Annotated in this window: 20 protein-coding genes; 8 read left to right on the plus strand and 12 right to left on the minus strand. The window is 73.8% G+C overall.

Annotation, left to right across the window (positions count from 1 at the left end; all coding sequences use genetic code 11):
- Positions 1 to 23: 23 nt before the first annotated feature.
- The 4 genes from F8279_RS07125 to F8279_RS07140 all read right to left on the minus strand — a co-directional run bounded on the left by F8279_RS07125 (position 24) and on the right by F8279_RS07140 (position 3,630).
- On the minus strand, positions 24 to 833 hold the full coding sequence (locus F8279_RS07125) for an ABC transporter permease (protein WP_151499437.1): 810 nt from the start codon (positions 831 to 833) through the stop codon (positions 24 to 26).
- Positions 830 to 1,798, minus strand: coding sequence for an ATP-binding cassette domain-containing protein (locus tag F8279_RS07130; protein ID WP_151499438.1), 969 nt, complete (start codon positions 1,796 to 1,798; stop codon positions 830 to 832). Before F8279_RS07130 ends, F8279_RS07125 begins: the two co-directional genes overlap by 4 nt.
- Positions 1,799 to 1,864: 66 nt before the next feature.
- Complete coding sequence (locus F8279_RS07135) at positions 1,865 to 2,512, minus strand: response regulator transcription factor (protein ID WP_151499439.1); 648 nt, start codon at positions 2,510 to 2,512, stop codon at positions 1,865 to 1,867.
- Positions 2,512 to 3,630, minus strand: coding sequence for a sensor histidine kinase (locus tag F8279_RS07140; protein WP_151499440.1), 1,119 nt, complete (start codon positions 3,628 to 3,630; stop codon positions 2,512 to 2,514). Before F8279_RS07140 ends, F8279_RS07135 begins: the two co-directional genes overlap by 1 nt.
- A 118-nt stretch (positions 3,631 to 3,748) precedes the next feature.
- Between F8279_RS07140 and F8279_RS07145 the strand changes: the two genes are divergently transcribed.
- The gene (locus F8279_RS07145; protein WP_151499441.1) at positions 3,749 to 4,582 is read left to right on the plus strand and encodes an ABC transporter ATP-binding protein; all 834 of its coding nucleotides are present in this window, start codon (positions 3,749 to 3,751) and stop codon (positions 4,580 to 4,582) included.
- Complete coding sequence (locus F8279_RS07150) at positions 4,579 to 5,550, plus strand: ABC transporter permease subunit (RefSeq protein WP_151499442.1); 972 nt, start codon at positions 4,579 to 4,581, stop codon at positions 5,548 to 5,550. The genes F8279_RS07145 and F8279_RS07150 overlap by 4 nt, the downstream gene beginning before the upstream one ends.
- A gap of 50 nt (positions 5,551 to 5,600) precedes the next feature.
- On the opposite strand, the gene F8279_RS07155 is transcribed toward F8279_RS07150, so the two are convergent.
- Entirely contained in the window at positions 5,601 to 6,479 is an 879-nt protein-coding gene (locus tag F8279_RS07155) for an alpha/beta fold hydrolase (RefSeq protein WP_151499443.1), read from the minus strand.
- Between the two features lie 97 nt (positions 6,480 to 6,576).
- Between F8279_RS07155 and F8279_RS07160 the strand changes: the two genes are divergently transcribed.
- Entirely contained in the window at positions 6,577 to 8,532 is a 1,956-nt protein-coding gene (locus tag F8279_RS07160; RefSeq protein WP_151499444.1) for a BTAD domain-containing putative transcriptional regulator, read from the plus strand.
- Here F8279_RS07160 and F8279_RS07165 read toward each other — a convergent pair.
- Positions 8,501 to 9,424 (minus strand): hypothetical protein, encoded by a 924-nt coding sequence (locus F8279_RS07165; protein WP_151499445.1) that lies wholly within the window; start codon positions 9,422 to 9,424, stop codon positions 8,501 to 8,503. The genes F8279_RS07160 and F8279_RS07165 overlap by 32 nt on opposite strands.
- A 177-nt stretch (positions 9,425 to 9,601) precedes the next feature.
- Between F8279_RS07165 and F8279_RS07170 the strand changes: the two genes are divergently transcribed.
- Entirely contained in the window at positions 9,602 to 10,969 is a 1,368-nt protein-coding gene (locus tag F8279_RS07170) for a pyridoxal-dependent decarboxylase (protein ID WP_151499446.1), read from the plus strand.
- Between the two features lie 6 nt (positions 10,970 to 10,975).
- Here F8279_RS07170 and F8279_RS07175 read toward each other — a convergent pair whose 3' ends face one another.
- From F8279_RS07175 to F8279_RS07195, 5 genes are read right to left on the minus strand one after another with little or no spacing between them, the layout of a single operon-like run.
- The gene (locus tag F8279_RS07175) at positions 10,976 to 11,389 is read right to left on the minus strand and encodes a hypothetical protein (protein ID WP_091427008.1); all 414 of its coding nucleotides are present in this window, start codon (positions 11,387 to 11,389) and stop codon (positions 10,976 to 10,978) included.
- Positions 11,390 to 11,391: 2 nt separating this feature from the next.
- On the minus strand, positions 11,392 to 11,841 hold the full coding sequence (locus F8279_RS07180; protein ID WP_139135500.1) for an EndoU domain-containing protein: 450 nt from the start codon (positions 11,839 to 11,841) through the stop codon (positions 11,392 to 11,394).
- Between the two features lie 28 nt (positions 11,842 to 11,869).
- Positions 11,870 to 12,364 (minus strand): hypothetical protein, encoded by a 495-nt coding sequence (locus F8279_RS07185; protein ID WP_091427009.1) that lies wholly within the window; start codon positions 12,362 to 12,364, stop codon positions 11,870 to 11,872.
- 1 nt (position 12,365) lies between these two features.
- Complete coding sequence (locus F8279_RS07190) at positions 12,366 to 12,692, minus strand: hypothetical protein (RefSeq protein WP_151499447.1); 327 nt, start codon at positions 12,690 to 12,692, stop codon at positions 12,366 to 12,368.
- Positions 12,693 to 12,711: 19 nt separating this feature from the next.
- Positions 12,712 to 13,539, minus strand: a complete 828-nt coding sequence (locus F8279_RS07195) for a hypothetical protein (protein WP_151499448.1) — start codon at positions 13,537 to 13,539, stop codon at positions 12,712 to 12,714.
- 164 nt (positions 13,540 to 13,703) lie between these two features.
- On the opposite strand from F8279_RS07195, the gene F8279_RS30525 reads away from it, so the two are divergent.
- The gene (locus F8279_RS30525; RefSeq protein WP_225853173.1) at positions 13,704 to 14,162 is read left to right on the plus strand and encodes a YbaB/EbfC family nucleoid-associated protein; all 459 of its coding nucleotides are present in this window, start codon (positions 13,704 to 13,706) and stop codon (positions 14,160 to 14,162) included.
- Here F8279_RS30525 and F8279_RS07210 read toward each other — a convergent pair whose 3' ends face one another.
- The gene (locus F8279_RS07210; protein ID WP_151499449.1) at positions 14,163 to 14,957 is read right to left on the minus strand and encodes a class I SAM-dependent methyltransferase; all 795 of its coding nucleotides are present in this window, start codon (positions 14,955 to 14,957) and stop codon (positions 14,163 to 14,165) included.
- A gap of 203 nt (positions 14,958 to 15,160) precedes the next feature.
- Between F8279_RS07210 and F8279_RS07215 the strand changes: the two genes are divergently transcribed.
- The 3 genes from F8279_RS07215 to F8279_RS07225 are packed head-to-tail and all read left to right on the plus strand — an operon-like array spanning position 15,161 to position 17,807.
- On the plus strand, positions 15,161 to 15,997 hold the full coding sequence (locus F8279_RS07215; protein ID WP_151499450.1) for a CPBP family intramembrane glutamic endopeptidase: 837 nt from the start codon (positions 15,161 to 15,163) through the stop codon (positions 15,995 to 15,997).
- Positions 15,997 to 17,151 carry a sensor histidine kinase gene (locus F8279_RS07220; protein ID WP_151499451.1) on the plus strand — a complete coding sequence of 385 codons (1,155 nt, stop codon included), beginning with the start codon at positions 15,997 to 15,999 and terminating at the stop codon, positions 17,149 to 17,151. The genes F8279_RS07215 and F8279_RS07220 overlap by 1 nt, the downstream gene beginning before the upstream one ends.
- Complete coding sequence (locus F8279_RS07225) at positions 17,148 to 17,807, plus strand: response regulator transcription factor (RefSeq protein ID WP_091427021.1); 660 nt, start codon at positions 17,148 to 17,150, stop codon at positions 17,805 to 17,807. The genes F8279_RS07220 and F8279_RS07225 overlap by 4 nt, the downstream gene beginning before the upstream one ends.
- Positions 17,808 to 17,813 lie beyond the last annotated feature (6 nt).

Below are 17,813 nucleotides of genomic sequence, written 5' to 3' on the forward strand. Positions count from 1 at the left end.
TGCACCGCCCCCGGGGGTACGGCTCAGCGGCTCAGCGCCCGGTAGCGGCGCAGCGACAGCGGCAGGAACACCGCGACCAGCACCAGCGGCCACAGCACCGCCAGCAGCGGGTGATGCGCGGCCACCCAAGAGTCGCCGCCCCAGCCGGGGTTGCCGAACAGCTCCCGGGTGGCCCCGACGGTCGCGGACAGCGGATTCCACTCGGCTACCGCGCCCAGCCACGCGGGCATTGTGGACGGCGCCACGAACGCGCTGGACAGGAAGCCGAGCGGGAACTCCAGCGTCTGCACGGCGGTGACCGCGCTCTGCCCCTTCACGGTCAGGCCGAGGAAGATGCCCACCCAGACCAGCGCGAACCGCAGCAGCAGGATCAGCCCGAGCGCGGCGAGCGTGTCGCCGAGGTCGCCGCGCGCCCGCCACCCGACGGCCAGGCCGACGCCCAGCATGACGGCGAGCGTCACCACCGCGAACATCAGGTCGGCGACCGCGCGGCCGAGCAGCGGGGCCAGCCGGGACACCGGCATGGACCGCAGCCGGTCGGTGACACCGCGGTCCAGGTCCGCCGACACCGCCATGGTGGTCATGCTGATGCCGAAGACCATGGTCATGGCGAACATGCCGGGCATCAGGAACTCCCGGTAGCTGCCGCCGCCCGGTACCTGGAGCGCGCCGCCGAACAGGTACGCGAACATCAGCACCATCAGGATGTCGAAGCCCAGCGAGCCGATCAGCGGGCCGGGCTCGCGCCGCCAGTGCGCCAGCGCGCGCCCGGTGAGCGTCAGGCCGTCACCGGCCAGGGACGGGCGCCGGGCCGGGGTCACCGTCGCGGTCACGCGGTCACCTCCACGCCGGTCCGGTCGGCGGACGGCCCGCCGGTGAGCTGGAGGAACACCTCGTCCAGTGTGGGTCGCCGCAGCGCCACGTCGGCCACCGTCACGCCGTCGGCGTCGAGCGCGCGCAGCACCTCGGTCAGCGCGCCGGCCCGGTCGCCGACCTGGGCGCTGACCGCCCGCCGGTCCGGATCGACCGCCGGTTCGGCGCGGGCGACCGTACGCAGCCGCCCGGCGGCGGTGGCGAGGTCGGCGGCGTCGCGTACGACCAGTTCGATCCGGTCGCCGCCGAGCCGGGACTTGAGCGCGTCAGGGGTGCCCTCGGCGATCACCCGGCCGGCGTCGAGCACGCAGACGCGATCGGCGAGCTGGTCGGCCTCGTCCAGGTACTGCGTGGTGAGCAGCACCGTGGTGCCGGTGCGCACCAGGTCGCGTACCGCCTCCCACACCTCGTTGCGCCCGCGCGGGTCGAGCGCGGTGGTCGGCTCGTCCAGGAACAGCACTGCCGGCGCGAGGATCATGCCGGCGGCCAGGTCGAGGCGGCGGCGCATGCCACCGGAGTACGTGCGTACCGGCCGATCACCGGCGTCGGCGAGCCCGAACCGGTCGAGCAGTTCGGTCGCCCGCCGTCTCGCCCCGGCCCGGTCCAGGTGGAACAGCCGGCCGAAAATCACCAGGTTCTCCCGCCCGCTCAGTGCCTCGTCCACCGCCGGGTGCTGCCCGACCAGGCCGATGCGGTGGCGCACCTGGTCGGCCTGCCCCGCCACGTCGAAGCCGGCGACCTCGGCCCGCCCGGCGTCGAAGCGCAGCAGTGTGGCCAGGATGCGTACGGCTGTGGTCTTGCCGGCGCCGTTCGGGCCGAGCAGCCCGCACACGGTGCCCGGTGGCACCCGCAGGTCGAAGCCGTCCAGCGCGTCCGTGTCCCCGTACCGCTTGCGCAGGCCCTCCGCGCGGATCGCGTGTTCCACGTCTGTGCCCCCTCCGTCGACGAGGGCACTAACGTACAACGTACGGTAGGGCGTCCGCCAATGTTTTCAGTCGACCACGCGCTGCTCCCACGCCCAGACCGCGATCTCGGTACGGTTGCGCAGGCCGAGCTTTGTCTGCACCGCCGAGACGTGGCTCTTGACGGTGCTCAGCGAGATGAACAGCTCCGCACCGATCTCCAGGTTGGTACGGCCCCGGGCGATCTCGCGGACCACCTCGGTCTCCCGCTCCGACAACGCCGGGCGGCGCTCGTCACGCGGCGGCGCGGGCGGGGTCAGGTGACGCAGCAACCGGACCGTCACCGACGGGGACACGAGCGCGTCGCCCTGGTACGCGGCCCGTACCGCCTCCACCAGCAGGGCCGGTCCGGCGTCCTTGAGCAGGAACCCGGCCGCTCCCCCGCGCAACGCGCCGTAGACGTACTCGTCCAGGTCGAACGTGGTGACCACGACGACGCGCAGCGGGTCGGCCACCTCGGGCCCGGCGAGCGCCCGCGTCACCTGGAGACCGTCGAGCCGCGGCATCCGGATGTCCACCAGGCAGACGTCGGGGCGCAGGCGGCGCGCCTGGGCGACCGCGTCGACGCCGTCGGCCGCCTCGGCCACCACCGAGATGTCGGGCTGGTCCTCCAGGATCAGCCGCAGCCCGCCGCGGACCATCGCCTGGTCGTCGGCGAGCAGCACGCGGATCGTCATCACGCCCTCCCCTTCGGCACTACCGCCCGCACCGACCACCCGGCCTCGGGGCGGGGACCGGCGTGCAGCGTGCCGCCCAGGGCCTCGACCCGCTCCCGCAGGCCGACCAGGCCGTACCCACCCCGGGACTCGGCGGGCGCGGAGGACGCGTCATCGGTCACCTCGACCACCACCGCATCCGGCTCCTGCGCCACGTCCACAGTGACCTGGGCGGCGTGCGGGGCGTGGCGGGCCACGTTCGTCAGCGCCTCCCGGACGATCCGGTGCACGGTGCTGGTGACCTCCGGCGGCCAGGCCGTCTGTTCCGGTAGCCGCAGCCGCACCGGCGGGCCCTGCCGGCGGAACCGCTCGACCAGCTCCTCGACCTGCTCCGGACCGGCCGAGGCCGGCGGCGCGTCGGCGGTGTCGCGCAGCACCCCGACCAGGCGGCGCATGGCCCGCATCGCCTCGCCGCCGGCCGCCTCGATGCCGGCCAGCGACTCCGTGGCGCGCGCCGGATCCCGGCGCCCGACCAGGTGGGCGGCCTGCGCCTGCACCACCATGCCGGTGACGTGGTGGGCCACCACGTCGTGCAGTTCCCGGGCCAGCTCCAGCCGCTCGTCGCGGCGTACCTGCTCGGCGGTGACCTTCGCCCGCTCGTCGAGCAGCCGCAACGTGAGCCCGGCGGCGACCCCGCCGAGCCAGCACAGGCTGTTGAGCGCCACCACCCCGGACCCGCCCGCCCCAGGCCGGGCGGACGACCACGCCCCGACCGCCACCACGAGCCCACCGGCGGCGATCAGGCCGGCGGGCAGCGGCGGCAGCGCGCGTACCGCCGATCCGACCAGGACGGCCGACGCCAGCGCCAGCGCGGGCCCCGGCTCGGTGGGCAGGTCGAACAGCCGGGCGGCGACGACGGCCGACGCCGCGACGACGAGTCCGGCAACGGCCGTGACGACGCGCTGCCGGTGGCGTACCAGAGCCAGCGCGCCGACCACGACGGCGGCCGCCCCGCCGACGAACCAGTACCGCAGTCCCCAGCTCGCGGCGATCGCCACCGCCTGGACGCCGATCGCGGCGAGCAGCACCACGGCGAGGCCCGCCGTCGCCGCCACCCGGGTGAGCCGTTCGGTAGCCATGCCCAGGACGCTAGGAGATCGCGGGCCGGGCCGAACCGGCCGAAAGTAGGGTCCGTCGCGCGCCGGACCCTGCTCCGGACCGATGCCCGCCGGTCGCGGCGTGCCCAGGATGAGCCGCATGCATCCACCACTCGCCCTGCACGCCGAGCGGCTGACCAAACGGTACGGCCGCCGCACCGCGCTTGCCGACTGCGACCTGAGCGTCCCGCGCGGGCACGTGGTCGGCCTGGTCGGCCCCAACGGGGCCGGAAAGTCCACGCTGCTGCAACTGGCCTGCGGGCTGATCGCGCCGACCTCGGGATCGTTGACGGTGCTCGGCTCGCCGCCGGCCGCCGACGCCGCGCACCTGGCCCGGGTCGGTTTCGTCGCCCAGGACACGCCGGTGTACGCCTCCCTCACCGTCGCGGAGCACCTGCGGATGGGCGCCTGGCTCAACCCGTCCTGGGACGCGGCGCTGGCCCGGCGGCGCGTCGCCGAGGTCGGCCTGGACCCGGCGCAGAAGGCGGGCCGGCTCTCCGGCGGCCAGCGCGCGCAGCTGGCCCTCGCGCTGGCCGCCGCGAAGCGTCCCGAGCTGCTGATCCTCGACGAGCCGGCCGCCGCGCTGGACCCGCTGGCCCGCCGCGAGTTCATGCACGGGCTGGCCGGATTCGTGCGGGAACTCGGCTCCGGCGCGGTGCTCTCCTCGCACCTGCTCGGCGACGTGGCGCAGGTCTGCGACCACCTGGTCGTGCTCTGCGCCGCCCGGGTCCAGGTGGCCGGCCCGGTCACTGACCTGCTCGCCACGCACCGCCGGGCCGCCGCCGCGCCCGCCGGGGCCGAGGTGGTCTGGGCCGAGCCCGGCCGCGTCGTGGTCCGGGGCCCGGCGGTACGCGACGACGCGCCGGTCACGCTGGAGGAGCTGGTGCTGGCGTACCTGTCCCGGGCCGCCGCCCGCACGGCGGTGATCCGATGATCCGGATGACGGTGCGGCAGTTCCGCCTTCCGGCGCTCGCCGGCGCCGTCGCACTGGCGCTGGCCGGCGCCTACCTGCTGCGCCTCGGCGCGGACATCCGGGCCGAGCCCGACCCGGCCCGGCTGCCCGACCGGTACGCGCAGACGATGCTGTTCCTCGCCGGTGGGTTCGCGCTGGTGCCCGCGCTGATCGGCGCGTTCTGGGGCGCGCCGCTGGTGGCCCGGGAGCTGGAGCAGGGCACGCACCGGCTGGTGTGGAACCAGAGCGTGCCGCGCCGCCGCTGGCTGGCGGTCAAGCTCGCGGTGCTGTCGGCCGCCGCCGCGCTCGTCGCCGGTGTGCTCGGCGCGCTGCTGACCTGGGCGGCCGCGCCCGTCGACCGGGTCGCCGGCGACCGGTTCAGCACCGTGCTGTTCGGCGCGCGCGGCATCGCGCCGGCCGGGTACGCCGTGTTCGCCCTCGTCCTCGGCGTGGTCGCCGGGCTGGTGCTGCGCCGCACCCTGCCGGCGATGGCCGTGGTGTTCCTGGCCGTGGTCGTGGTGCAGCTCGCGGTGCCGAACCTGCTGCGCCCGCACTACCTGCCGCCGGAGCGGGTCACCGTGCCGATGACCGCCGACACGGTCAACCGGGCCCGCAACCTGGGCAGCATCACCGGCTCGCCGGTCGTCGGCGGGCTGGACGTGCCGGGCGCCTGGGTCACCGACATCAGCCCGCTGCGGACCGCCGACGGGCGGCAGCTCTCCGACGCCGCGTTCGGCACCTGTTTCCGTGACCCGCCGCGCACCGGCGCCACCGGCACGTTCGGTGACACAGCGGTCTGCCTCGGCGGGCTCGACCTGCACGTGGACCTGGCGTACCAGCCGAACCGCCGGTTCTGGGCGTTCCAGTGGATCGAGCTGGCGCTCCACCTCGGCGCGGCCGGTCTGCTGGCGGCGTTCGGCCTGTGGCACGTCCGGAGACGGGCCGGCTGAGCGGACGGGGGCGGACGGTCCGGGCGCAAGCCGCGCCCGGACCGCCGTACCTATCGCTTCAGCAGCGCGCGCAGCGCCTCGGCGACCTCGCCGGGGGCCTCCTCGGCCATGAAGTGCCCGGCCGTGGTGGTGCGGTGCTCCAGGTCCGGGGCCCAGGCCCGCCACACCGCCGCCGCGTCGTAGCCGAGCGCGGCGCCCCAGTCCTGCTGGATGACGGTGACCGGCATGGCCAGCCGCCGCCCTGCGTCCCGGTCAGCCAGGTCGTGCGCCACGTCGATCCCGGCCGACGCCCGGTAGTCGGCGACGATCGAGTCGACCGCCTCCCGGGAGGCCCGCAGGTACTCGGCGCGCACCTCGGCCGGCATGGCCGCCGGGTCACCGGCCCAGGCGTCGAGGAAGTGCCCGAAGAACGCGTCGGCGCTGCCCGCGATCATCTTCTCCGGCAGGCCGGGCGGCTGGGCCATCAGGTAGAGGTGGAACGCCACCGAAGCGGACACGCCGTGCAGCACGTCCCACATGTCGAGGGTGGGCAGCACGTCCAGCGACGCCAGGTGGGTGACCGCGTCCGGGTGGTCCAGACCGGCCCGGACCGCCACCAGGGCGCCCCGGTCGTGCCCGGCGAGCGCGAACCGCTCGTGCCCGAGCGCGCGAGCCAGCGCCACCACGTCGGCGGCCATGGTCCGCTTGCTGTACGTGTCCTCGCTGTCGGCGGCCGGTTTGTCACTGGCGCCGTAGCCGCGCAGGTCGGGGCAGATCACCGTGTGCTCGCCTGCCAGGTCGGCGGCGACGTGCCGCCACATCAGGTGGGTCTGTGGGAAGCCGTGCAGCAGCACGACCGGGCTGCCGGTGCCGCCCACCGCCACGTTCAGCGTCACACCCTCGGCGACCGGAACGCGCTGGTAGTCGAATCCCGCGATGGCGGTGCTCATCTCGATCCCTCTTTCGTCTCGTCGTACCGGTCCAGCGTGGCGGCGCCGGATGAGCAACCGATGAGCGCGATACGGTGACCCTGGCGAGGAGGGGTCGGTGCCTGTCGGTTTCGGTGTGCTGGGTCCGGTGACGGCCTGGGACGATGCGGGCGAGCCGGTCGACCTCAAGGGGCCCCGGCACCGGGCCGTGCTGGCGCGGCTGGTCGCCGCCCGAGGGCGGACCGTGCCGGTCGGGCAGATCGTCGACGACCTGTGGGACGACCCGCCGGCCGGCGCGGTGGGCGCGGTCCGCACGTTCGTCGCGGCGCTGCGCCGCCGCCTTGAACCGCACCGTCCGCCACGCGAGCCGGCCCGGCTGCTGGTCACCGACGGACCGGGGTACGCGCTGCGCGCCGCCCCGGACACCGTCGACGCCTGGCGGTTCGAGGACACCGTCACCGCGACTGCCGAGGCGCTGCCCCGGGCCGCGCTCGACCGGCTCGACGAGGCGCTGGGCTGGTGGCGCGGACCCGCGTACGCCGACTTCGACCAGCCGTGGGCGCACGCCGAACGGTCCCGGCTCGACCAGATCCGGCTGACGGCCGTGGAGCGGCGGGCCGAGGCGCTGCTGGCGCTGGACCGGGCCGCCGACGCCGTGCCCGATCTCGACGCCCACGTCGCCGGGTACCCGTGGCGGGAAGAGGGGTGGGCGCTGCTGGCGTCGGCGCTCTACCGCGCCGGACGGCAGGCCGACGCGCTCGCCGTGCTGCGCCGCGCCCGGGAACTGCTGCGCGACCAGCTCGGCCTCGACCCGGGACCGCGGCTGCGACGGCTGGAGACCGACCTGCTGCGCCAGGCCGAACCCGAACCGACCGGTCCGGCGCGGGTCTGGGCGGAGACCGCCGCCGCGTACGAGCGCAGTGTCGTGCCCGGCGCGCGAGCCCGGCTGGAGTCGACGGTCGGAATGCTGCGCAGCCTCGCGGTGACCGGGCCGGGCGGACTGGAGGCCGCCCGGGACCAGCGTGAGGCGGCCATCACCGCGGCCGAGCACCTGGGCGACCCGGAGTTCACGGCGCGGGTGATCGGCGGGTACGACGTACCGGCGATCTGGACCCGCTCGGACGACCCGGCGCAGGCGGCCCGGGTCGTCGCGGCCGCGGAGCGGGCGCTGGCCGGGCTGGGCCCGGACGCGCCGGAGGCGACCCGCGCCCGGCTGCTGGCCACCGTCGCGATCGAGTCCCGAGGTACGGCGTCGCCGGGCCCCGCCGAGGCGGCGCGTGAGGCGGAGGCGATCGCGCGGCGGGTGGCCGACCCGGCGCTGCTGGCCCAGGCGCTCAACGGCGTGTACATGCAGACGTTCCACCGGGCCGGGCTGGCCGCGCAGCGGGACGCGATCGGCGCGGAGCTGGTCGCGCTCGCCGCCCGGCACGGCCTGGCCACCGCCGAGATCCTCGGGCACCTGATCCGGGTGCAGGCGCGCGGCGCGCTCGCCGACTTCACCGCCGCCGACGCGCACGCCGACGCGGCGGACCGGCTCGCCGCCCGGCACGAGAGCCCGCTCGTCGGCGTGTTCACCGGCGGCTACCGGGCCATGCGGACCGCCGCCACCGGCGCGTCGTACCCGGAGGCGGAGGCGGCGTACCGGTCGTGGGCGACCGCGCTGGCCGGCTGCGGGATGCCCGGCGTGGAACGCGGACTGCTGCCGCTGGCCCTGCTCTGCCTGCGGGTGTGGCACGACCGGCCCGCCGCCTTCCCCGGTGGCACCGACTGGGGCCCGTACGCGCCCTGGGCCCGCCCGCTGCTCCTGCTCGCCGACGGCCGCCGGGACGAGGCCGCCGCGGCGTTGCGCCGCACCCCGGCGCCGCCGCGTGACCTGCTCATGGAGGCGCTGTGGTGCCTCACCGGCCGGGCCGCTGTGGCGCTCGGCGACCGGGACGCGATGCTCCGGGCACGGAGCGCGCTCGCCCCGGCGGCGCACGAGCTGGCCGGGGCCGGTAGCGGCCTGCTCACCGCCGGGCCGGTCGCCGCGCACCTGGACCGAATCACCGCCGCCTTGTTGGGGAATCCGGGGTGACCTCGCGTTCGTGCTGATTCGTCGCGTCGAGGGAAGCCGAGGTCCGGCGTCGACGTGGTGGCTCGTCGGGCCACCGCCACCAGATCCCATAGGCACACTCGCGGTCCGGGCGCCGGAACGTCATCTCGTAGATGACTTTCCCCGCTAGGCGCTCACCACTCGGCTCGCAGCGGGTACGGGCGATCTCCTGGCGGCTCGACCCCGACCGCGTTCTCCGCCACACGACCTGCCACGCCTCTGCCGGTGCGTCCGCGCGATCGAACTGCACACGCACCGACAGCTTCCCTACTCGCCGCTCCTCGCAGCTCTCGCGATAGTAGGGCTTCATTGGGGCGTACACGTCTTCGAACACTTGCCTGATACCGACGTTGACGCGACGTCCGCGGGCAAGCGGACCGAGCAGATACAACCACCGGTAGACGCGTCCGTCTTCCTCCGCCACGGCTCCGTCGAGCAGCCGGTGTTCGGGGAACAGCGACGTCACGCCCTCGATCACCCGGTTCTGTCCACTCCAGTGGGAGCGGATGCCCACAAGACGGATCTGCCGGGTGGCGCGGACACGTTGCTGTCGGGTGTAGGCGTAGCGGTGATGGTCGCGGCCGTCGTCGCCTCTGACTCTGGTGACGACCAGTAACCCGTCGAGTTCCTCGATCACGAAATCAGGCGGGTGGTAGAGACACCGGACGTAGTAAGTGATCATCGCTCCAACGGGCAGAAGCATCACGAGGGTTGCAAGAGTCCAGAGCGGGAGACGCAACGCCACCATCCATGCACTTCCAACGCCGAACATCGTGACGAGCGCCGTACCGGCCAGGACGAGGAGCTGAAGCAGGTCGGAACTCTGGCGGGCGAGGCGAGCGGGTGTGCTGTCCAGCAGTCTTCTCAGAATCATCGGTCCTCCGGGCCCCACCTCATCAGTGGGAAAGCCACCAACGGCTCTCTGCAGTCCACACAAGCGCAGGAACAGTGGGTGAGCCAGTGGTCACGGACGTCACTCAGCACTCACTCCGCGTACATCGACGGCCCGCTAACGCCCCGCCAGCAGAGTTGCGGGAGTTAGGGTGCGGCGATGGACGAGCTGAGGCACCTGCTCCGGCGCGCCGCCGACCACGCGGCCGACTACCGGCTGTCGCTGCCGGACCGGCCGGTCAGCGTACCCGTGGACCAGGCCGCGCTGAACAAGGCGTTCGCCGGCCCGCTGCCGAACGCGCCCACCCCGCCCGAACATGTGCTCGCGGAGCTGGTGGCCGCCGCCGAACCGGGACTCGTGGCCACCGCCGGGCCGCGCTACTTCGGCTTCGTCATCGGCGGCGCCTTGCCGGCCGCCACCGCCGCGGACATGCTGGCCGCCGGGTGGGATCAGAACGCGTTCAACGCGGTCGCCTCCCCCGCCGCGGTGGCCGCCGAGACGGCCGCCGGTACCTGGCTCAAGGAACTGCTCGGCATCCCGGCGACCGCGTCCGTCGGTTTCGTCACCGGCGGGCAGGCGGCGAACACCGCCGGGCTCGCCGCCGCCCGCCACCAAGTCCTCGCCGACGTCGGCTGGGACGTGGAACGACGCGGCCTGCCCGGCGCGCCAGTGATCCGCGTGTTCGCCGGCGCCGAACGGCACGCCACCATCGACAGGTCGCTACGGCTGCTCGGCCTCGGCACCGACGCGCTGCGCCCGGTGCCGACCGGCCCGCAGGGCGCCATCGACCCGCACGCGCTGGCGGCGGCGCTGCGCGACGCCGGTCCCGGCCCGACGATCGTCTGCCTGCAGGCCGGAAACGTGAACACCGGCGCGTGCGACGACCTGCGCCGCGCCTGCGACCTGGTCCACCGGTACGGCGGCTGGGCGCACGTGGACGGCGCGTTCGGGCTGTGGGCGGCCGCCAGCCCGTCGACCCGGCACCTGGTGGACGGGCTGGAGGCGGCCGACTCGTGGGCCTGCGACGGCCACAAGTGGCTGAACCTGCCGTACGACACCGCGTTCGCGTTCTGCGCCCGGCCCGACGTGCACGCGGCGGCCATGTCGTACGCGGCTGCGTACCTCGTGGGCTCCGGCGGGGTGCCCGCGGGCGCGGACCTGACCGCGGAGTCCTCCCGCCGCGCCCGTGGCTTCGCGGTCTGGGCCGGCCTGCGGGAGCTGGGTCGCGACGGCGTCGCCGCTCTGGTCGAGCGGTGTTGCGCGCTGGCCCGTCGGTTCGCCGACGGGCTCACGGCGGCCGGGTTCGAGGTGGTGAACGACGTCGTGCTCAACCAGGTGCTCGTCGGGTTCGGCGACGACGCGCGCACCGACCGGGTGGTCGCCGCGGTGCAGGCCGACGGGACGTGCTGGGCAGGCGGGACGACGTGGCGGGGGCGGCGGCTGATGCGCATCTCGGTGTCGAACGCGACCACGACGGAGGCGGACGTGGACCGGTCGGTGGCGGCGATCGCCCGGCTGGCCCGCTGAGCGGCGTCAGCCGGGCAGACGCAGCAGGTGCCGCCCGGGGAACGGGCCGCCGTGCTCCCGTTCCCAGGTGGCGAGGTGGCGCTTCTTCTCCTCGGGCGAGGGGGCGAGGAAGCCGAAGTAGGCGAGGATCACCGTGCGGGCCTCGTCGACCGTGTACGACGCTCCCGACGGCACCGGTCCGAGGCTGTCCACGCGGACGCCGGTCGGCGTGCAGCGCACGACGGCGGAGTTGCCCTCGTACTCCTCGTAGTCCGAGCGCCCGGACATCACGTCGTCGATGCACTGCAGCAGCTCGAGGCAGTCCGGGGCGTACGTCTGGATGTCGCTGACGAGCTGGGAGGCGAAGGGGCGGAAACGCGCGTCACCGCTGGTCATGGTGGGCGCGCCGTTCTGATTGCGCCCGAACTGGATGTCACCCACAGCTAGCGTCCCCCCACCGGCCAAGCCGAGTACCACGTCGTGCCACCGGGATTGTAGAAGCCCTCGACGAGCAACCCGTTCGCCCTCCCCTGCCATTTGTTCGGGTCGTCCGGGTGCGGGCCGCCGGACCGGAACGCGCCCTCGATCGTCTCGTCGACCCGCTGCGGCGTCCAGTTGTCCGGGAAGAAGGTGCTCGAACCGCGCTTCTGGCGCCAGACACCGCCGTCGTCCTGCACGTCGACGCGGGCGCGGTACGTGCCGTCGGCGTGCCGTTCGAGGATCATCTCGCGGCCGTCCGCGTCGACCCGGACCCGGGCACCCGGCGGGTTCTCCCCCATGAACCGGTGGTGAAAGCCGGTGCCCCGGGGCGGAGTGGCGTTGGTGTTCACGTGGCCGCGGAAGATGTGCGCGTAGCGGCGGTGCCGCATCCGGGCCCGGAGCCATTTCTCCACCGGCGTGAAGAGACCGGCCTTTCCCCGCCTACCCACCGAGCACCGCTTCGGTGGCCATGTTGAGCAGCTGGTCGATGAGGACACCGGTGATGAGCTTGAAGATCGGGATCTCCAGCAGGGAGGCGCCGAACGTGACAGCAGCGGTGGCGACTGCTTGCGCGATCTGAATGGCCAGGAGCGTCAGCTGCACGATCACGTTGATCTTCAACGCGAGGACGATCCCGGCGCACACCATGAGCCCGGTTCCGATGAGCGCCGCCGCGGACGCCCCGTCGTCCAGGTTGGTCTTCGCCGAGTCGGCGGCCTGCCAGCTCGTCTGGAAACGTTCGATGGCGTCGTCGCGGTTCTGGGTCCACATCTGCTGCGCCGACCGGTCGGCGTCGGCCACCGGAGTCCGGAGCCGGTCCGGGAAGGCGAGCCACGCCTGGCCCATCTCCAGCAGCTTCGTCTCGTCGGCCTCGGGCCAGGTGTAGCCGAGCATGCCGAGCAGGGACACCAGCTCTCCGGGCAGGGTCATTCCCATGTCAGCCGAGCACCTCACGGAAACGGCCGAGACTCTCGGTGATCATGCGTTCGGTCTCCTGGTAGTTGAGGCCCATCACCCGGCTCAGCTTGCCGATGTCCTCGATCTCGACGAGGTTCGCGTCGTAGCTCTCCAGCGCCAGGTCGCGGATCGTCTCGTACACCATCCCGATGAGCGAGCCGAGGTCGTCGTTGCCCCACGGCGCGCCGAAGGCCGCCAGCTCGGCGTCGAACGCGGACAGTGCGGCGCGCATCCGCTGCGCCGAGGCGACGATGTCGTCACCCGCACCGATGATCGATTCGGGATCGATCTCGATCTCGCGGGCCATCAGCGCTCCCCTCCGTCGGTCATCGTCCCGGTTCCCGGATGGTCTGCATCACGCCGGTCAGCGCGCCGGTGAGTGCGGACATCTGGCGGACGCTCGCCTCCTGAAGCTCGCGCAGCCGCACGTCGAGCGCGGCCGAGCCGACCCCCTGTGGCGCCGCCGCCTGAGGAATCTGCTCCAGCGCGCGGTTGACCGCGACCACCACCGACTCGCCGAGCTCCGCCGAGGACAGCCGGCGGGGCGGTCGGGTGACCTCCAGCCGGGTCAGCCGAGCCGCGCCGTCGACCTCCGCGCGCACGGTCCCGGCGTCATCGGATCCACTCCACCGCTCGTCCCCGCCGCCGTCGGGCGGCGTGCCGCCGGTCGCCGCGCCCAGCACGTCCAGGACCTGGTGCAGGAGGTCCCCCGGCCCGTTCGCCGGGAGATCCCCGCCGAGCCCGGTGGCCGGACCGGCCTTGGCGACGGCCTCGGCGATCGTGCCGTGGAGACGGCGCATCGCCGACTCGCTCTCGGCGAGGACGGCCCCTAGGCTTCCGGCCAGCGCGGGCAGGTCGGGTGCCGGTTCGCTGCTCGCCAGGCTGCCGCGGGACGCGGTCAACGCGTCGTTGACCGCCTGCTCGACCAAGCGGCCCAACTCGTCCTCGGACAGCCGCATCAACGGCGCCGCCAGCTCCACCGAGCGCAGCTGCCCGTCCTCCGCCGTCACCTCGACCTGGCCGTCGGCGGCGCGGCCGTGCGCCTCGGCGGTCACGCCGCCGGCGGGATGCCCGCCGGCGCGCAGGGCCGCCAGCTCCTCACGGTAGCCGGAGACGCGCGCCGCGTAGTCGTCGGCCGCGGCGTCCTGTGTCATCCCGTTGCCTCCCCGTCACGGTCAACCAGACCCTAGCAACGCCCGGCACGCCCGGATGTCCCTCCACAGGGGAGATCGGTCACCACCGCGCCGTCACGGGGCCCACACGTAGCGCGACGGGTTGCTACCGTGTCGGTCACCGCTGTCCTCTGGGGAGGGTCGTCATGTGGGCGGACGAGGCCGCGCTGGACGCGGCGGCACGACGGCTCGACGAGTGGGAGTCGTCGCTGGCCGCCCGGGCGGCGCGCGCCCGGGACCTGTCCGCCCGCACACAGGCACTGACCGGCACCGCCCGCAGCGCCGACGGGTTGATCGAGGTCACCGTCGACGCGAACGGTCTGCTGGCGGATCTGCGCCTGGACGAACGCGTCAGGCATTCGGAGAGTAGCGACATGGGCATGATGGTCACCGCCCGCCGGATCGAAGCCCCGGCGGACGAGGTGCGTTACGAGTTCGGTTTCGAGGACAGGTTCGACCGCATCCTCGTCATCGACCCGCAGACCTTGCAGGCGCGAGTCGAGGACGGCGACTTCAACGCTGCCGCCAGCGCGATCACCGCGAAGATCGTCAACGCCCGGCGCGACCGGGGCGATTTTCCGCAACGGATGCTCTTCGCGAGTTAGCTAGCCTTCGTCGCGCACGCCGCACTGCAACCAGACCCGCACACTCTCGGTCACCTCGGTCCTCCCGCCGAGCGCATCCCGAAGCTCGTCGGCGAACGCCGTCCGTTGCCGCGAGGACGGCAGATGTTCGGCGGACATGGCGGAGAAGACGCCGCCGACCATGTCGTCGACGGTGAGCGGCGCGTCGTACCGCACCGACCTCTCCTCGTACCGATAACCGGCGCGCACGAGCGCCTCCCGGTTGCGCCGACGTCCGTCCTCGTCGGTCTGGCATCTCGCGGTGACCGGGTGGCCGAGCATCCGCTCCAGGCATCCGCGCAGCGCGAGCGACCATTCGGTGTGCTGCGTCCAGAGGGGTTCGCCGTTGGTGACGACGGCGATGCCACCTCCGGGGCGCAGCAACGGCCGGGCCGCCTCGAACAGCGTGTCGCGGTCCATGAAGTGAATGGCGACGGCGACTGTCAGCGCACCGAGCGTGCCCCCGCCGAGCAGCCGGGACAACGCGGGCACGTCGCCGTCCCCGCCCAGCACCCATGTGGCGTTGCCGATCCCCCGGTCGAGGGCGGTACGCCGGGCGATCGCCAGCATGTCCGGTTCCGGATCCATGCCGACGACTGCGCCCACCCGATCGGCGAGCGGGAGGCTCAACTGACCGGTGCCGCAGCCGAGGTCGACCACCGTGTCGTCGCCGCCGAGACGGAAGGCTGCCGCCAGCGCGTCGAGCACCTCGGGCGGATAGCCGCGCCGATGCCGTGAGTAGTAGGTCGCCACCTCACCGCCGAAGCCCGTCGCCATGCCGGAAGCCTGCCCGCCGCGACCGTCTGAAGGCCAGCCGTTCTGCTCAGGGCACGCCCCAAAACGCCCCGACCGCCGCGGCTGTCCCCCGTGCGAGCTACCCGCAAGTGTCCACCGCACGGTGACGATTCCCGGCCTGCGAATCCATAGCGTTTCAGGTGACCCGCGGCGCTCCGGCCGCGGACCTTTGCGAAGGAATCGTCATGCGTGTGGTGAAGCAGTTCCTGGCCGTCGTCGCGGTCAGTCTCGTCGGCAGCCGGGCGGTCGTCGCGGCACAGGACAACGCCTGGCTCAGCCTGATCCTCGGCGTCGCGACCGCCGCGGCCGCGATCATGGTGTACGGGTGGGTGGTGCGCCGTACCGAACGCCGCGAGGTCACCGAGCTGGCCCGGAACGGCGCGGCAGCCCGGCTCAACCGCGGGGTGCTAATCGGGTTCGCCATGTTCGCGGCGGTCATCGTCAACATCGCCCTCATGGGCGGCTACCACGTACACGGCATCGGGTCGGTGTCCGGCGCGGTGGGCATGTTCGGGTTCATGGCCGCCGCGGCGGTGACCGAGGAGCTGATGTTCCGCGGCCTGCTGTTCCGCCTGGTCGAGGAGCGGCTCGGTACGTGGCTGTCGCTGCTGCTGACCGGCGTATTGTTCGGCCTGATGCACCTGCTGAACCCGGACGCGAGCCTGTGGGGCGCGACCGCCATCGCGATCGAGGCGGGGTTCATGCTGGCCGCCTGCTACGCCGCGACCCGCAACCTGTGGGTGCCGATCGGCCTGCACTTCGGCTGGAACTTCGCCGCCGGCGGCGTCTTCGGCGTCGTCGTCTCCGGCAACGGCGAGTCGACAGGGCTGCTGGACGCCACCACGTCGGGTTCGACGCTGCTCAGCGGCGGCGACTTCGGACCGGAGGGCAGCCTCTACACGGTGGCCGCCGGGGCGGCGCTGACTGTGGTCTTCCTCTGGCTGGCCCACCGCCGGGGCAACATCGTGCGGCGGCGCCGCCGCGCGGTCGAGGCCCCGGCGGAGAGCGTTACGGTCTCCTGATGATCACCCGACGGATGTTCCCGGACTCGTGGCGGCGCCGGCCCGTCACGGTCCGGGATCTCCCGCTCGCGCTGGTGATCGCGCTCGCGTCAGTGACCCCACCGCTGCGTGGCATCGGTACGCAGCTCGGCGACCTGCCCGCCCGGCCGTTCGACGCGCTCACAGTGGTGACGATCGCGCTGGAGTGCCTTCCGCTGGCGCTGCGCCGCAGCCGTCCGGCGCTGTCCCTCGCCCTGGTGTCCCTCGGCTTCGCGATCGACCAGGTACGCGCGTACCACACCTTCGCGGGCGCCGCGCTCGCCGTCGCGCTGCTGAGCGCGGGCGCCCATCTGGACCGAGGCCGCCGTATCACGGTGCTCGCCGGCTCTCTCGCGTACGTCGGGCTGGCCGTCGCCCTGGACCGGCAGGGGTCGACCGAAGGGGTGGTCGGCTTCACCACGTTCTACCTGCTGTTGGCGCTCGCCTGGGGCACCGGGTCGTGGCTGCGGCAGAACCGCGCCGCCGAGGCCGAGCGCCGCCGGCACGTCGCCGAGACCGCCCGTGCCGCCGAACGTGCCCGCATCGCCGGTGAGCTGCACGACGTCGTGACCCACCACGTGACGGCCATGGTGGTGCAGGCGGAGGCGGCCCGCTACCTGACCGCCGCGCCCGACCGCCTCGACGCCGCCCTGACCGCCGTCACCGACACCGGCCGCCGCGCCATCGGCGACCTGCGGGTGCTGCTCGACGTGCTCAACCCCGACCACGGTACGGAGCCGCGCACCCCGTCGGTCGGCGAGCTGCACGCCCTGGTGGAGCAGACCCGGCAGGCCGGGCAGCCGGTGGAGTTCACGCAGGAGGGCAGCCCGGCGGAGGTGACCGGCGGCGCCGAGGTGGCCGCCTACCGGGTGGTGCAGGAGGCGCTGACGAACGCGCTCAAGTACGCCCACGGCCGCCCCACCGCCGTCCACGTACACCATGGCGACAGGGAGATCACGGTGGAGATCAGCACGGACGGCCCCGGCACGCGCGCCGCGGGTCCGGGCGGAAGCGGACGCGGCCTCGCCGGGCTGCGCGAGCGCGTCACGGTGCTCGGCGGCGAGTTCGACGCCGGGAGCCGGGCCGGCGACGGCTTCGTCGTCCGGGCGCGCATCCCCACCGGGAGCGCGTCGTGACCGCGCCGATCCGGGTGCTCGTCTGCGACGACCAGGCGCTCATCCGTACCGGATTCGCTACCATCATCGGCGCGCAGCCGGACATGGAGGCGGTGGGTGAGTGCGGCGACGGCCGCGCCGCTGTCGACCTCGCCGGCCGCCTGCGGCCCGACGTGGTGGTGATGGACGTACGCATGCCGGTGCTCGACGGCATCGAGGCGACCCGCCTGCTGGCCGGCGCGGGCGTCGCCCACCCGGTCAAGGTGCTGGTGGTGACGACGTTCAACCTCGACGAGTACGTCTACGAGGCGCTGCGCGCCGGCGCGAGCGGGTTCCTGCTCAAGGACGCCCCACCGGCGCAGCTGCTGCACGGCATCCGCACCGTCGCCTCCGGCGCCGCGCTGCTCGCGCCCGAGGTGACGCGGCAGCTCGTCGGCCGGTACGCCGCGCGGATCCGCCCGGCCGAGGGCGCGCCGGCGGACGTGGGGCTGACGCCGCGTGAGCTGGAGGTGCTGCGGCTGATCGCCGACGGGCTGTCGAACAGCGAGATCGCGGCGCGGCTGGTGATCAGCCAGGAGACGGTCAAGACGTACGTGTCGCGGATCCTCACGAAGCTGGACCTGCGGGACCGGGTGCAGGCGGTGGTGTACGCGTACCGGACCGGCCTGGTCACCTGAGCACGT

Origin of the sequence: Micromonospora sp. AMSO1212t, from assembly GCF_008868145.1 — a bacterium.
GTDB classification, from domain to species: domain Bacteria; phylum Actinomycetota; class Actinomycetes; order Mycobacteriales; family Micromonosporaceae; genus Micromonospora; species Micromonospora tulbaghiae.